Below are 15,277 nucleotides of genomic sequence, written 5' to 3' on the forward strand. Positions count from 1 at the left end.
GCTCCCGCAACCAAACATCAAGAAAGGCTACTCGAAAGAGTGGCCTTTTTTGTGCCTGTTATTTTTTGGCTTGTCTACAATCGGCCTCATTACAAAAGTTTTGTAATTATTTTCTGCCGAAGGGATTGGTAACTTGGCTGGATACCCCCATCCTGTCGCGCATAGCTCAAGAGGTGATTGATGCGCGCAAATTCTGACCCGCAGGACACTGTTACCGCGACACAACCGATCAAGGCCGAACGACTGCGCTGGCTGGACCGGATCAGCCAGTACCGTCAACCCATCGGCCTTGCCATCACGCTATTGCTGTTTGCGATTGCATTGGTTGCCTGTCGCCATCTTCTGAGTGAACTCGATCTTTACGCACTGCACGACTCGATTCTCGACGTGCCCCGGCCTGCCCTGCTCGGTGCGGTCGCCGCCACGGTGGCCGGCTTCATCATTCTGCTGGGCTACGAATGGTCGGCGAGCCGCTATGCCGGCGTGACGTTGCCGCCACAGACCCTAGTCCTGGGCGGGTTCACCGCGTTTGCCATTGGCAATGCCATTGGGCTGTCGCTGCTGTCAGGCGGTTCGGTTCGCTATCGCCTGTATGCTCGCCATGGCCTCGGCGCTGCGGACGTCGCCCACATGACGTTGTTCGCCAGTCTGTCTCTGGGCTGCGCGCTACCGCCACTGGCGGCCCTGGCCACCCTCAGCAACCTGCCTGCCGCATCCGCCGCGCTGCACCTGCCCGTGTCCTTGCTGGCGGCGGTCTCCCTGGCGGTGCTGTTGCTCATGAGCGTACTGGCCATCGGCATCTACCGTCGACGCTTGCCGGAGCAACCTCATCGGGATGCCCTCCTGGTCAAGGCCGGACGTCGCACCCTGCGCCTGCCGAGCCGACGCTTGACCTTCCTGCAACTGATCATCACGGCGCTGGATGTCGCGGCAGCCGCCACGGTGCTGTATCTGTTGCTGCCCGAGACGCCGCCATTCGGCGCGTTCCTGCTGGTCTACCTGCTGGCGCTGGCCGCTGGCGTGCTCAGCCATGTACCTGGCGGCGTCGGGGTGTTCGAAGCGATCCTGCTGGCGGCCTTTGCCGACAAACTGGGCGCCGCGCCACTGGCCGCCGCCCTGCTGCTGTATCGCTTGATCTACGTGCTGCTGCCGATGCTGGTGGCCTGCGTGCTGCTGTTGATCAACGAGGCCCAGCGACTGTTCCAGACACGCCAGACCCTGCGGGCGGCATCAGGCTTCGCGGCGCCGATCCTGGCGGTACTGGTGTTCCTGTCCGGCGTGGTGCTGCTGTTTTCCGGCGTGACCCCGGAGATCGATACACGCTTGGAGCACATCGGTTTCCTGATTCCCCATCGGTTGGTGGACGCGTCGCACTTCGGCGCCAGCCTGGTGGGCGTGTTGTGCCTGTTGCTCGCCCAGGGCTTGCGCCGTCGCCTGTCGGCGGCCTGGATGCTGACCACCGTCTTGCTGCTGGTAGGCGCCCTGCTCTCCCTGCTCAAGGGTTTCGACTGGGAGGAAGCCACGCTGCTGACCTCGACGGCGGCCCTGCTGGCAGTCTTCCGGCGCTCCTTCTACCGTCCGAGTCGCCTGACCGAACTGCCTTTTTCCCCGCTGTTCCTGATCGCCAGTCTCTGCGTGCTTGGCGCGTCGATCTGGCTGCTGCTGTTTGCCTACCAGGACGTGCCCTACAGCCATCAGCTGTGGTGGCAGTTCACCCTCGATGCCGACGCTCCCCGTGGCCTGCGCTCGCTGCTGGGGGCCGCCGTGCTGCTGGTGGTGGTGTCCCTGACCTGGCTGTTGCGCACTGCACGACCGGTGATCCATCTGCCCACGACAGAAGAACTGGAGCGGGCCAGGACGATCCTCATGGCGTCTTCGCAGCCTGACGGCGGCCTGGCCCTGACCGGTGACAAGGCGTTGCTGTTCCACCCCAACGACGAGGCGTTCCTGATGTACGCCCGCCGTGGTCGCAGCCTGGTGGCCTTGTATGACCCGATCGGCCCCACCCAGCAACGGGCCGAGATGATCTGGCAGTTCCGCGACCTGTGCGACATCCACCACGCCCGCCCGGTGTTCTATCAGGTGCGTGCCGAGAACCTGCCGTACTACATGGATATCGGCCTGACGGCGATCAAGCTGGGTGAGGAAGCCCGGGTCGACCTCAAGCGTTTCGACCTCGAGGCCAAGGGCAAGGAGATGAAGGACCTGCGCTACACCTGGAACCGCGGCACCCGGGACGGGCTGTCGCTGGAGATCCATGAACCCGGGCACGCGCCAATGGATGAGCTCAAGGTCATCTCCGATGCCTGGCTGACTGGCAAGAACGTACGCGAGAAAGGCTTTTCCCTGGGCCGCTTCAGCGATGACTACCTCAAGCATTTCCGCATCGCCGTGATTCGCTTCGAAGGCCGTCCCGTGGCATTCGCCAACCTGCTGGAAACCCACAGCCATGAGCTGGCCAGCCTGGACCTGATGCGTGCCCACCCCGAGGCACCGAAGCTGACCATGGAGTTCATGATGGTCGGCTTGATCCAGCATTATAAGAACCATGATTACGCCCGCTTCAGCCTTGGCATGGTCCCGCTTTCGGGCCTGCAACCGCGTCGCGGTGCGCCATTGACCCAGCGCCTGGGTTCGATGGTGTTTCGCCGTGGCGAGCAGCTCTACAACTTCCAGGGGCTGCGCCGTTTCAAAGACAAATTCCAGCCTGACTGGGAACCTCGTTACATGGCCGTGCCCGCCGGACTCGATCCGCTGGTGGCGCTGGCCGATACTGCCGCCTTGATTGCAGGCGGCCTGACTGGACTGGTGAAACGCTGATGATGCAACGCTCCTGGCGATACGTAGTGGCCGCCCTGTTGGTGCTGGCGGTGATTCTCGGTGGCGGTTATTGGTATTGGAACCGCCCGGCCCCGCAACCCACCCTTGAACAACTGACCCCCACCGACGGCGCGCCGATGACTCGCGTCATTCCTGGCACCAAGCCTCGCGCCCAGGTGCTGGTGGCGGTCAATGAAGACCAGAAGCTCAGCGACACCCAATTGACGACCCTCAGCCGCGCCGGCTCGGCACAGATCGTTCAGGTGATCCTGCCCAAGGACTGCATGCTGCAGGGTCGCGCTTTGCAAGCGGGCCTGAGAGAGCTGCAAGGGCCGGCGACACTGGTCAGCGGTATTGGCCCGGGCGCCGTGCTCGCGTGGCGTTGGCTGGCCGAACAGAAGGATGACAAGGTCAAGGCCATTTCGGTGGACCTGGCCCTGGAAAAACCCGGCTGCACGCACCTGTTGCCCAAAACGGCGGCCCACGGTCACTGGCTGGTCGCCTGGAACGACAACCCCGACGACACCAGCGCCGCGTTCGTAAGGGATCAGAAGAATGCCGAAACCAGCATCAGCGACTATGACATCAACCTGCCGCAGGTGCTGAACAACGAACTGCGCAAGATTCTCGTCGGCACCGACAAGGCCAAGGGTGGCCTGGCCATTCCAGTGGTCGAGGTGCCTGCGAGCCAGGCCCGGGATACCGTGACCCTGTTCCTCTCCGGCGATGGCGGCTGGCGTGACCTGGACCGCGACGTAGCTGATGAAATGGCCAAGATCGGCTACCCGGTGGTTGGCATCGACACCCTGCGCTACTACTGGCAGCACAAGAGTCCGGAGCAGAGCGCGGTGGACCTTGCCGAACTGATGCAGCACTACCGCCAGGTCTGGGGCACCAAACGCTTCATCCTGACCGGCTACTCTTTCGGCGCCGATGTGTTGCCGGCGATCTACAACCGCTTGCCGGCCACCGAACAGCAGCGGATCGACGCCATCATCCTGCTCGCCTTTGCCCGCACCGGCAGCTTCGAGATCGAAGTCGAAGGCTGGCTCGGCAACGCCGGTACCGAAGCCGCCACCGGCCCGGAAATGGCCAAGTTGCCGGCCGAGAAAGTGGTGTGCATCTACGGCGGTGAAGAAGCCGACGAAAGCGGCTGCACCGACAAGACCGCCGTAGGGGAAGCCATCAAACTGCCGGGCGGCCATCACTTCGACGAAAACTACCCGGCCCTGGCCAAGCGCCTGATCGATGAGATCAACAAGCGCCAGCCCAAGCCTGCCGATCAGTAATCCGATGCTGGCTTAACAAGAAGCCCCTGCCGCTTTGCAGCGTGCAGGGGCTTTTTGTTGTAGCGGTGCTGGCGTCTTCGCGAGCCAGCTCGCCCCCACCAAGGGGATTGGTCTTAGTAGACCTGCACCCGCCACAACTCCCGCGAAGCAGACCCCGCCGACATCGGCAGCCGCCCATGCAGTGTTCGATAGTTGTCGATCAGCACCAGATCACCTTCGCTCCACGGATGGGCAATCAGGCACTCCGGGTCGTAGACCAGGCTGTTGACCTGCTCCAGCAACGCTTGTTGAGCCGCCTCGTCATGATCCTGCACGGACTGGCTGAGGGTCTGCAGCGTCGAATCGGTACCCTCCTGGTAACGCAGGATGAGTTCACCGCTACGGGGGTGACGATCCACCAGACTGTACATGCGCGGCGAACCGCCGAAGTAGGTCATCTTGGTGTAGTAGGTGATGTTCACCGCCTGCCATTGCCGAGCGACGCGTTGCCCGACCTTGCGCAGCACGTTCCGGCTGTCGACGACAGTGGTCTGGCCTTCGCCCGGCAGCGGCGCCGTCTTGCAATACAACATGAACTTGCTGGCGCAGAATTTCGGATTGCGCTGCACCTGTGCATCGCTGTCGGGCAGCATGTTCAGGTCCCAGTGCAAAGGCGTCTTCTCCAGCGAGTGCACCACGCCCTGCGGTTTGTCCGCAGGCTTGACCACATGCACGGCGCCAAAGGCCCATTCGTACAACGTGCCAAAGCGTTCGCAACTGCGGGCGAAACTGTCCTGGTCCTCAAAATGACAACCCTTGAGGCAAACAAAGCCGAAGGTTTCCACCAATGACTCCAGCAGCCCCGTGGACAGTCGCTCGAAACCCAACCCCAACGGATCCCGGACCACCAGGCCAAAGAGCGGGAGCTTTTGCAGCTCGAACTCAAAGCCTTGTGCCTGGGGACCTTCTGTCTGGTGGTAAAGCCACGGCCGCCCCTGCCTGGTGACCAGCACATGCTGGTCAAGGTCGACCTGGGCCCGCGCCCGCAGGTGCTGGCTCCCATCGAGGTTGCACACCGGCACGGCGTGCCAGGGGCTGTCGGCGCGGCTCAACCCTTCGGCCAGCCCGACGGTAAACTTGGGCCCGGCATTGTTGTATTGGTGGACCGACAGTCGAATGTCATCGGGGAAGAAGCGATCCACCGCCGCATTCAAGGCCTGCCCGCGCAGCATCATCTGGTAGGCCTTGTAGTTGATCTGCTGCAGGTACTCGTCCTCGCTCTGCCCGTCCTCGCGGCACAGGCGCAGGTCGTTGTAGAGATGACTGCAGAGATTGTCATGGGTCCTACCGAGGGCTTCATCGTGCCGGCTCTGCTCGATCAGGTCTCCCAGGTTTTTCCAGGGCAACCGGGCCTGCTTGACCAGGCTGGCGCGCACCGACTCGGCACTTTGTGCCTGCGGGAACAAGTCTTCCATGCTGACCCACTCAATCGTGTGGGTCGTACACAGTTCACGCAGCGCCCGGTTATAGGTAGCACGAACCTCGTCGGTCACCCCGACGATGTCGTTGAAAGTCGTTCCATCGCTGAGGATCGATACCACACACCCCGGCTCATGCAGCGCGGCAATCGCTTGGCCCATCTGATCGAGGCGCTCGATGGCCATGAACTCGCCATAGTCCGGCAGCACGCCGAAGGTCTGGTCGATGGCATTGGGGGATTTGCAGGGAAAGCCCGGCAGGATCAGGCGTACCGGACGGCGCTGATCGAAGCATTGCCCCAGCCGGTGCGCCAGATGGTCCCGGCCCTGTGTTTCGAAACGATCATCCGTGCCCTTGAACAGGTAACCGGCCAGCAAATCGCTGACGGCCGTGATCCAGGCGTCTCTATGTTCCATGGAACAGCTTCCTTGAGAGTGGGTATATCAACAGGATTTGACGGTATCGCCACGCTCGGTGAATGCCTGCGCGGCGCCACGGTGTTGCTTGAGGATGTGTAACAGCCCGGCCGGCTGTTCACAGTAGAAGTCCGGGGCCTGGGCCTGCCAGGTGCACCCCGAGCCATAGCCCCAGGCGACCATTGCCGAGGGCATACCCGCAGCGCGGGCGGTTTGCAGGTCGATCTCGGTGTCACCAACGAACAGGCAATGGCGGGGCTCGACCGACAACCGCCGAGCGGCGTCCCACGCCACCTCCGGCTGGGGTTTGAGTGGCCGGCCGGCGCGATGCCCCAGGATCGCCTTGAAGGCCGTGTGCGCGAGCAGCGCATCAGCGACCTGGCAGGCCATGACCTCGGCTTTGTTGGTCACGATCGCCAGCGGCAGCTGTAGCGCTCGGCAGCCCTCGAGCACTGCCAATACACCGTTGAAAGGCTTGGAAAACTGCACCAGATGATCTTGGTACATCGCTACATAACGTTGATGCAGCATGGCCGCATCGGCGATGCCAAACTGCGTCGCTACCGCCTCGATCATCGCCGTGGTGCCGCCGCCGATATAGTCCCGCACCGCTTCCGCGGTCAGCGCCGGACATCCGTGCTCCAGCAATACCTGGTTCAGGCTCCAGGTGATGTCCGGCAAGGTGTCCACCAGGGTACCGTCCAGATCGAAGAGCACCGCATCGATCCGCAACCGAGACGCCCTCATTGGGCACTGGCGTAGTGACAAGGACGCCCCTTGCGAAAGACCAGTCGATGGAAACGCTCGTCGACATTGCTGCGCTTTTCGAGCGTGACCACACCCCGCCGCTTGATTGCCACCGAATGCCAGGGCGTACGCCACAGGTCACTGGTCGGCACGAGGCGGATGCCGATTTTCGTCGACACCGCCAGTTGCGGGTGGATCGACAGGCGCAGGCAATCCGGATAGCGCGCCTGCAGCAACGCGCTCCAGGCCTCACTGCGCTGGATCACCCGCTGAGAGGCCGGCTTGGCGATCTTCTTCACCGCGTTGAGGCTCATGCCAGCGAATGCCTCGAGCCCCGAGTAGTCCTCGGACAGGAAGCGATGGATGCCGCAATACATCAACATCATGTGCGGGTCATCCTTGAAGCGCTGTTGCAACAGGATCAATGATTGACCGTGCTCGATCATCATTTCTTCGCGCATGGCGTCCAGACAGTCGAGCTGAGGGTAGGCATTTCTGAGGTCGAAATGGGCGAACATACCGCCGTAGTGCTGCTCGGCGTAGTCCTGGATCGAGTCCGTATACGCCTTGACGTCCGCATCGGGAACACGCACCAGATCGGCAAACACATAACCATCGGAGCAGATGTGGATCAGCGCACCCGGCGCGTAGATCGCCTGGATTTCCGCACACAGCCGATGGAGCTCGTCGATGGCATGGTATTCAGCCAGATCAGGCAGGTGACTCAGGGTCTTCTTGCGGCTGGGGGATTTTCCGGGAAAGGCCGGCAAGACCATTTCAACTTTGCGACCGCTCTCGACCGCCCGCATGACTTTCGCCAGATGGGGTTCCAGCACCTGCAAAGAGAGTTCGTCGCTTTCCCCGGGGGCGAGGCTGCGACGGCGAAACAGGCATTCGAGAATCTGGTGGGCAATGTTCTGGGACGAGACGGGCTGATGCTCGTGCACGCGCTGACCGCCCACCTGTTGAGCAACGGTAGTTGAACCCTGCATAGACAATCCCTTGTTTGATGGTGACGGTAGCCAAATCCTTGGCCACCGGCAGATACTCCTTGATCTGCGGGCGGGTAAAAATCCTACAAAAAGCAAACACTTGTCAAATTTTTACGAAGCACCACAGGACAGTCCTGTCACGGAATACCCGGACAAATGCCGCAAAAAAGCCCCTGCTGCCGCAAGGCAACGGGGGCTTTTGGTTGACCGTTCCGATGCTACATCTCGACCTGCGTCCCCAACTCGATCACCCGGTTCACCGGCAGGTTGAAGAAGCGCAAGTTGCCATTGGCATTCTTCAACAGGAAGGCAAACAGCATCTCGCGCCAGTGGGCCATGCCCTCGAGCTTGGACGCAATGACCGTCTCGCGACTGAGGAAGTAGGTGGTGCGCATCGGGCTGAAGTCCAGGTCATCCAAATGACAAAGCTTAAGTGCCTGGGGCACGTCCGGCTCGTCGGTGAAGCCGAAATGCAGGATCACCCGGAAGAAGCCTTCGCCATAGGAATCGACCTCGAAGCGTCGCTGCGGCGGAACCCGTGGGATGTCCTCGTACACCACCGTCAACAGGACGACTTGTTCGTGCAATACCTGATTGTGCAGCAGGTTGTGCAACAGCGCGTGAGGCACGGCGTCGGAGCGCGCGGTCAGGAACACCGCGGTGCCCTGTACGCGATGGGGCGGCTGCACACGGATGCTGCTGATGAAGATCGGCAGCGGCAAGGCACCTTCGTCGAGACGTTCCACCAGCAACTGCTTGCCGCGTTTCCAGGTGGTCATCAACACGAACAAGGCGATACCGGCGACGACCGGGAATGCGCCGCCCTGAATGATTTTCGGCACGTTGGCGGCGAAGTACAGGCCATCCACCAGGAGGAAGCCGAGCAGCACCGGCACCGCCAGCAGCGGCGGCCATTTCCACAGCAACAGCATCACGGCTGACACCAGGACGGTGGTCATCAGCATGGTGCCAGTCACCGCCACACCGTAGGCCGACGCCAGCGCACCGGAGGATTCGAACCCCAGCACGAGCAGCACCACACCCACCATCAGCGACCAGTTCACCGCGCCGATGTAGATCTGGCCCTGTTCGGCGCTGGAGGTGTGCTGGATGTACATGCGCGGGATATAACCCAGCTGGATCGCCTGGCGGGTCAGGGAAAACGCGCCGGAGATCACTGCTTGCGAAGCGATCACCGTCGCCAACGTCGACAAGCCCACCAGCGGGATCAGCGCCCAGCTTGGCGCCAACAGATAGAACGGGTTACGCGCCGCTTCCGGGTCGCCCAGCAGCAATGCCCCCTGGCCGAAATAATTGAGCACCAACGCCGGCAGCACCAGCAGGAACCAGGCACGGGCGATCGGTTTACGGCCAAAGTGGCCCATGTCGGCGTACAGCGCTTCGGCGCCGGTCAGCGCCAACACCACCGCGCCGAGGATCGCCACGCCCATGCCCGGATGGACCACGAAGAAGCGCACGGCCCAGGCGGGATTAACGGCCAACAACACCTCTGGTTGCCGGCTGATGCCATAGATGCCGAGCGCACCAAGCACCAGGAACCAGGTCACCATGATCGGGCCGAACAGGATGCCGATCCGTGCCGTGCCGTGCCGCTGGATCAGAAACAGCGCCACCAGCACCACCAGCGATATCGGCACCACCCAGTGGTCGATGCCTTCGAACGCCAGGCCAAGGCCCTCGATCGCCGACAATACGGAAATCGCCGGGGTGATCATGCTGTCGCCGTAAAACAGCGCGGCGCCGATCAGCCCGCAGATCACCAGGAACGTACGCAGCCGCGCCCGCTCCCCCGCCGCGCGCCGCGCCAGGGCGGTGAGTGCCATGATTCCGCCTTCGCCCTGGTTGTCGGCGCGCAGGACGAACATCATGTACTTGATCGATACGACCCAGATCAGTGACCAGAAGATCAGCGACAGGATGCCCAGCACCCCGTCATGGTTGACCGCCACGCCGTAGCCGCCGGTAAACACTTCTTTGAGGGTGTACAACGGGCTCGTGCCGATGTCGCCGTAAACCACTCCGACCGCCGCCACCAGCATGCTCAGCGGCTTCGCTGCCGAATGCTCGGCACCCGCCGTCTGACTACTTGCATGACCCATCCAACACTCCCGATTCCCAGACCTGTCTTCTTGAACGAAGCACTATGCTTGATGACGCAGCATGTACCGTTTTACATCTCGTAACAGGTATTTCGTTGGCTATAAAAACCGATAAAGCACAAAGGCGCGAAGCATAGCGCAGCACTCGTCGTTTTTCCCCGTATAAAGCTGGTCAACTGCCTCGTCCATCGCTAGAATTGCGCACTTTTTGATCAGAGGCGCGTCAGGCGCCCTGTCTCGGCAAGAGACGATCCCCTTACACCGAGGTTAGACATGTCCACCACTACCGCGCCAGCCAATCCGAAGGTCGGCTTCGTATCCCTGGGTTGCCCAAAGGCTCTGGTCGACTCCGAACGCATCCTGACCCAGCTGCGCATGGAAGGCTATGACGTCGTGTCCACGTATCAGGACGCCGATGTGGTAGTGGTCAATACCTGTGGCTTCATCGATTCGGCCAAGGCCGAGTCCCTGGAAGTGATCGGCGAAGCCATCAAGGAAAACGGCAAGGTCATCGTCACCGGCTGCATGGGCGTGGAAGAAGGCAACATCCGCGACGTGCACCCAAGTGTGCTGGCCGTGACCGGTCCACAGCAGTACGAGCAGGTGGTCAACGCGGTGCACGACGTGGTGCCACCGAAGCAGGACCACAACCCGCTGATCGACCTGGTGCCGCCACAAGGCATCAAGCTGACCCCGCGTCACTACGCTTACCTGAAGATTTCCGAAGGCTGCAATCACAGCTGCAGCTTCTGCATCATTCCGTCGATGCGCGGCAAGCTGGTGAGCCGCCCGGTGGGCGATGTGCTCGACGAAGCCCAGCGCCTGGTCAAGGCCGGCGTCAAGGAACTGCTGGTGATCTCCCAGGACACCAGCGCCTACGGCGTCGACGTGAAATACCGCACTGGCTTCTGGAACGGTGCGCCGGTGAAGACCCGCATGACCGAACTGTGCGAAGCCCTCAGCACCCTGGGCGTCTGGGTCCGCCTGCATTACGTCTACCCGTACCCGCATGTGGATGAACTGATCCCGCTGATGGCCGCCGGCAAGATCCTGCCCTACCTGGACATCCCGTTCCAGCACGCCAGCCCGAAAGTCCTCAAGGCCATGAAACGCCCGGCGTTCGAAGACAAGACCCTGGCGCGCATCAAGAACTGGCGCGAGATCTGCCCGGACCTGATCATCCGCTCGACCTTCATCGTCGGTTTCCCCGGCGAAACTGAAGAGGACTTCCAGTACCTGCTGGACTGGCTGACCGAAGCCCAGCTCGACCGCGTCGGCTGCTTCCAGTATTCGCCGGTCGACGGCGCACCCGCCAACGACCTGGACCTGGACGTGGTACCGGATGACGTCAAGCAAGACCGTTGGGAGCGCTTCATGGCGCACCAGCAGGCCATCAGCTCGGCACGTCTGCAAATGCGCATCGGCCGTGAAATCGAAGTGCTGGTGGATGAAGTGGACGAGCAAGGCGCCGTCGGCCGCTGCTTCTTCGACGCCCCGGAAATCGATGGCAACGTCTTCATCGACAACGGCAGCAACCTCAAGCCTGGCGACAAGGTCTGGTGCAAGGTGACCGATGCCGATGAGTATGATTTGTGGGCTGAACAGATCAACTGATCTGACTGGTTTGACGGACCACCGCTGTACCCGTGGGAGCCGATGAGGAACCTGTGGGAGTCGAGCTTGCTCGCGATAGCGGTGTGTCAGCCGAATGAGAGACCAGCTGATCCGACGCTATCGCGAGCAAGCTCGGCTCCCACAGGGTTCTCCTATTCAGGCAAAAATTGATAAGCCTCGCTCTTGCGACAAGATGCGGGGCTTTTTTACGGCTATCGTATGGGTAAACCCAGGACATCCAGCACAAGGAACAGGCGGGCATGCGCCAGCATTCGGTCATCCACACACCGAAACCCAGCGATTATCAGGAACTGACCCAAGTCTGGGAGGCGTCGGTACGGGCTACCCATGACTTTCTGCCGGACAGCTACATCGAGCTGCTGAAAAACCTGGTGCTCACCCGTTACCTGGATGCCGTGATGTTGATCTGCACCCGGGACGCCCGCCAGCGCATCACCGGTTTCGCCGGTGTCGCGGCCGGCAAGGTCGAGATGCTGTTCATCGACCCGCAACACCGCGGCCAAGGTTTGGGCAAGCAATTACTGCGTTATGCCATGGACCACTTGAATGCCGATCAACTGGACGTCAACGAACAGAACCCACAAGCCCTGGGCTTCTATCTCAAGCAAGGCTTCGAAGTGGTCGGCCGTTCGGCACGGGACGGCATGAACCAGCCCTACCCATTGCTGCACATGCGCTACAGGCAGCCAGACCTGAAGGCCCAGCGCGGGTAGACGAGACAAATGGACACGCGATTAACCGGCGCCAGGCAGGTACAATGTCCCCCCTCTTTTTGTTACGGCCCTGTCATGACTGACCCGATTCGCCTCTCCAAACGCCTCATCGAACTTGTCGGCTGTTCCCGTCGGGAGGCTGAGTTGTTCATTGAAGGTGGCTGGGTCACCGTGGACGGTGAAGTCGTCGACGAGCCGCAATTCAAGGTCGACGCCCAACGCGTCGAGCTTGACCCCGAGGCCAAGGCCACCGCGCCGGAACCGGTGACGATCCTGATGAACGTCCCGGCCGGCATGGATACCGACACGGCAATGGCCACCCTCAAACCGGAGACGCTGAGCGAAGAACACCGCTTCGGCAAACGCCCGCTCAAAGGGCATTTCCTGCGCCTGACCGCCAGCGCCGACCTGCAGGCCAACGCCAGCGGCCTGCTGGTGTTCACCCAGGACTGGAAGATCCTGCGCAAGCTCACCGCCGACGCCGCCAAGATCGAGCAGGAATATGTGGTGGAAGTCGAAGGCGAGATGGTCGCCCATGGCCTGAATCGCCTGAACCATGGTCTGACCTACAAAGGCAAGGAATTGCCGGCGGTCAAGGCCAGTTGGCAGAACGAGAACCGCCTGCGCTTCGCCATGAAGAACCCGCAACCGGGCATCCTCGCCCTGCTCTGCCAGGCCGTCGGCCTCAAGGTGGTCGCCATTCGGCGCATCCGCATCGGCGGCGTATCCATCGGCAAGGTACCGCTGGGCCAGTGGCGCTACCTGTCTGCCAAAGAGAAATTCTAATTTTTTCGGCGCCGCAGCCGTCTGGGGCGCCCATTGCCGATCGATCAGGATTGAACATGATTCACAACGACGTACTGCGCAGCGTGCGCTACATGCTCGACATCAGCGACAAGAAAGTCATCGAGATCATCAAACTGGGCGGCCTGGACGTGTCCCTTGCGGACCTGGCGGGTTATCTCAAGAAAGATGAAGAAGAAGGCTTCGTGTTCTGCCCTGACGAGGTCATGGCGCACTTTCTCGATGGCCTGGTGATCTTCAAGCGTGGCAAGGACGAAAGTCGCCCGCCACAGCCCATCGAAGTACCGGTGACCAACAACATCATCCTCAAGAAGCTGAGGGTAGCCTTCGAGCTGAAAGAAGACGATCTGCACGCGATCCTCAAGGCCGCCGAGTTCCCGGTGTCCAAACCGGAACTGAGTGCCCTGTTTCGCAAGTTCGGCCACACCAACTACCGTCCGTGTGGCGACCAGTTGCTGCGTAACTTCCTCAAGGGGCTGACGCTGCGCGTTCGCGGCTGACTCCGAGCCATGACCTACACGGTGTCCCCCATCGGCTTCGTCCGCTCCTGCTTCAAGGAGAAGTTCGCCATCCCCCGCCAACCCCAGCTGGCCCCGGCCGCACGAGGCGTGCTGGAGCTGGTGGCGCCGTTCGACCAGGGCGATGCGGTGCAGGGCCTGGAACAAGTCAGTCACGTCTGGCTGTTGTTCCTGTTCCACCAGGCCCGGGAAGACAAGCCGCGCTTGAAGGTGCGCCCGCCGCGCCTGGGCGGTAACAAGTCCATGGGGGTGTTTGCCACCCGCGCCACCCATCGCCCCAATGGCATCGGCCAGTCGGTGGTCAAGCTGGAACGGGTCGAAGCCGGCCGGCTGTGGCTCTCGGGCATCGACCTGCTGGACGGCACGCCGGTGCTGGACATCAAGCCCTACGTGCCCTACGCCGACATCGTCGGCTCGGCGACCAACCACATCGCCAGCGCGGCGCCTGGGTTGATTCCGGTGCAGTGGACAGACTCAGCGCTGCTTCAGGCGCGAGACCACGCCATGCGCCTGGAGGAGCCCCTGGTGGAGTTGATCGAACAATGCCTGGCTCAAGATCCACGCCCGGCGTACCAGGCTCCTGCAGCAGAGCGGGAATATGGTGCGCAGTTCTGGGACCTGGATGTCCGTTGGCACTACCCGCAACCGGGGTTGATCCGGGTGCTGGAGGTCGTTCCCGTCCGGCCGTGACCGCCAGAAACGAAAAAGCCCGCGTTGCCTTCATCAGGCAACGCGGGCTTTTTTGGTGCTTTCAGTTGTACCGAGTCGCTTTCATCGCGAGCAGGCTCGCTCCCACAGAGGGTCCAGGGTTGTTCTTGAGATATGAATCAACACAGAACCCTGTGGGAGCGAGCCTGCTCGCGATGACGGCCTGTCAGCCACCAAATCAGGTTACTTCTCTACAAACGCCCGCTCAATCAGGTAGTCACCCGGCTCGCGCATACGCGGGGAAACGGTCAGGCCGAAGCTGTTGAGCACTTCGCTGGTTTCATCCAGCATGCTCGGGCTGCCACACAGCATGGCGCGGTCGTCCTGCGGATTGATCGGCGGCAGGCCGATGTCGCGGAACAGCTTGCCGCTGCGCATCAGGTCGGTCAGACGGCCTTCGTTCTCGAACGGCTCACGGGTTACGGTTGGGTAGTAGATCAACTTTTCCCGCAGCGCTTCGCCGAAGAATTCGTTTTGCGGCAGGTGCTCGGTGATGAATTCGCGGTAGGCGACTTCATTGACGTAACGCACGCCGTGGCACAGGATCACTTTTTCGAAACGCTCGTAGGTTTCCGGGTCCTGGATGACGCTCATGAACGGCGCCAGGCCGGTGCCGGTGCTGAGCAGGTACAGGTGCTTGCCAGGCTTGAGGTCATCCAGCACCAGGGTGCCGGTAGGTTTCTTGCTGATGATGATCTCGTCGCCTTCCTTCAGATGCTGCAGCTGGGAAGTCAGCGGGCCATCAGGCACCTTGATGCTGAAGAACTCGAGATGCTCTTCCCAGTTCGGGCTGGCGATCGAGTAAGCACGCATAAGCGGGCGGCCGTTGGGCTGTTGCAGGCCGATCATCACGAACTGACCGTTCTCGAAGCGCAGGCCCGGATCGCGGGTGCACTTGAAGCTGAACAGAGTGTCGTTCCAGTGATGAACACTGAGGACACGCTCGTGGTTCATGTTGCTCATGTACGTGGGACTCCTGGGAATGATGCCTGCGTCGTTATATGCGCATTTGCATCGCATTCTAATGGCGGCGACAATATCTGTTAACTGAATTATT

At 61.5% G+C, this 15,277-nt stretch carries 13 protein-coding genes; 8 read left to right on the forward strand and 5 right to left on the reverse strand.

Features of this window, described 5'->3' with window-relative positions; translation table 11 throughout:
* The 3 genes from ACODTO_RS26870 to ACODTO_RS26880 all read left to right on the forward strand — a co-directional run.
* Window positions 1-197: hypothetical protein (locus ACODTO_RS26870; protein ID WP_217510058.1), on the forward strand; the 197-nt coding region annotated here is incomplete at its 5' end.
* Entirely contained in the window at window positions 181-2,820 is a 2,640-nt protein-coding gene (gene mprF, locus ACODTO_RS26875; RefSeq protein ID WP_175385073.1) for a bifunctional lysylphosphatidylglycerol flippase/synthetase MprF, read from the forward strand. The genes ACODTO_RS26870 and mprF, both read left to right, overlap by 17 nt.
* Complete coding sequence (locus ACODTO_RS26880) at window positions 2,820-4,109, forward strand: virulence factor family protein (RefSeq protein WP_139647464.1); 1,290 nt, start codon at window positions 2,820-2,822, stop codon at window positions 4,107-4,109. The genes mprF and ACODTO_RS26880 overlap by 1 nt, the downstream gene beginning before the upstream one ends.
* A 113-nt stretch (window positions 4,110-4,222) precedes the next feature.
* On the opposite strand, the gene ACODTO_RS26885 is transcribed toward ACODTO_RS26880, so the two are convergent.
* From ACODTO_RS26885 to ACODTO_RS26900, 4 genes are all read right to left on the reverse strand, one after another.
* Window positions 4,223-5,983 (reverse strand): isocyanide synthase family protein, encoded by a 1,761-nt coding sequence (locus ACODTO_RS26885; RefSeq protein ID WP_175385074.1) that lies wholly within the window; start codon window positions 5,981-5,983, stop codon window positions 4,223-4,225.
* A 27-nt stretch (window positions 5,984-6,010) separates the two neighbouring features.
* Window positions 6,011-6,730, reverse strand: coding sequence for an HAD family hydrolase (locus ACODTO_RS26890; protein WP_175385075.1), 720 nt, complete (start codon window positions 6,728-6,730; stop codon window positions 6,011-6,013).
* Window positions 6,727-7,722, reverse strand: a complete 996-nt coding sequence (locus ACODTO_RS26895) for an L-tyrosine/L-tryptophan isonitrile synthase family protein (RefSeq protein ID WP_464710544.1) — start codon at window positions 7,720-7,722, stop codon at window positions 6,727-6,729. The genes ACODTO_RS26890 and ACODTO_RS26895 overlap by 4 nt, the downstream gene beginning before the upstream one ends.
* 218 nt (window positions 7,723-7,940) lie before the next feature.
* Window positions 7,941-9,782: a potassium transporter Kup gene (locus ACODTO_RS26900; protein ID WP_489107319.1), complete on the reverse strand. Its 1,842-nt coding sequence runs from the start codon at window positions 9,780-9,782 to the stop codon at window positions 7,941-7,943.
* 333 nt (window positions 9,783-10,115) lie between these two features.
* On the opposite strand from ACODTO_RS26900, the gene rimO reads away from it, so the two are divergent.
* The 5 genes from rimO (at window position 10,116) to tsaA (ending at window position 14,202) form a co-directional block, all read left to right on the forward strand.
* Window positions 10,116-11,456 carry a 30S ribosomal protein S12 methylthiotransferase RimO gene (gene rimO, locus ACODTO_RS26905; RefSeq protein ID WP_139647454.1) on the forward strand — a complete coding sequence of 447 codons (1,341 nt, stop codon included), beginning with the start codon at window positions 10,116-10,118 and terminating at the stop codon, window positions 11,454-11,456.
* A gap of 260 nt (window positions 11,457-11,716) precedes the next feature.
* Window positions 11,717-12,190, forward strand: coding sequence for a GNAT family N-acetyltransferase (locus tag ACODTO_RS26910; RefSeq protein ID WP_175361574.1), 474 nt, complete (start codon window positions 11,717-11,719; stop codon window positions 12,188-12,190).
* 75 nt (window positions 12,191-12,265) lie between these two features.
* Window positions 12,266-12,976 carry an rRNA pseudouridine synthase gene (locus ACODTO_RS26915; RefSeq protein WP_175385077.1) on the forward strand — a complete coding sequence of 237 codons (711 nt, stop codon included), beginning with the start codon at window positions 12,266-12,268 and terminating at the stop codon, window positions 12,974-12,976.
* Between the two features lie 56 nt (window positions 12,977-13,032).
* Window positions 13,033-13,494, forward strand: a complete 462-nt coding sequence (locus ACODTO_RS26920; RefSeq protein WP_139647450.1) for a YehS family protein — start codon at window positions 13,033-13,035, stop codon at window positions 13,492-13,494.
* Window positions 13,495-13,503: 9 nt separating this feature from the next.
* Complete coding sequence (tsaA, locus tag ACODTO_RS26925) at window positions 13,504-14,202, forward strand: tRNA (N6-threonylcarbamoyladenosine(37)-N6)-methyltransferase TrmO (protein WP_175385078.1); 699 nt, start codon at window positions 13,504-13,506, stop codon at window positions 14,200-14,202.
* Window positions 14,203-14,403: 201 nt separating this feature from the next.
* Here tsaA and fpr read toward each other — a convergent pair whose 3' ends face one another.
* The gene (fpr, locus tag ACODTO_RS26930) at window positions 14,404-15,183 is read right to left on the reverse strand and encodes a ferredoxin-NADP reductase (RefSeq protein WP_003198368.1); all 780 of its coding nucleotides are present in this window, start codon (window positions 15,181-15,183) and stop codon (window positions 14,404-14,406) included.
* Window positions 15,184-15,277: the final 94 nt, after the last annotated feature.

This window comes from Pseudomonas sp. FG13 (assembly GCF_057809755.1).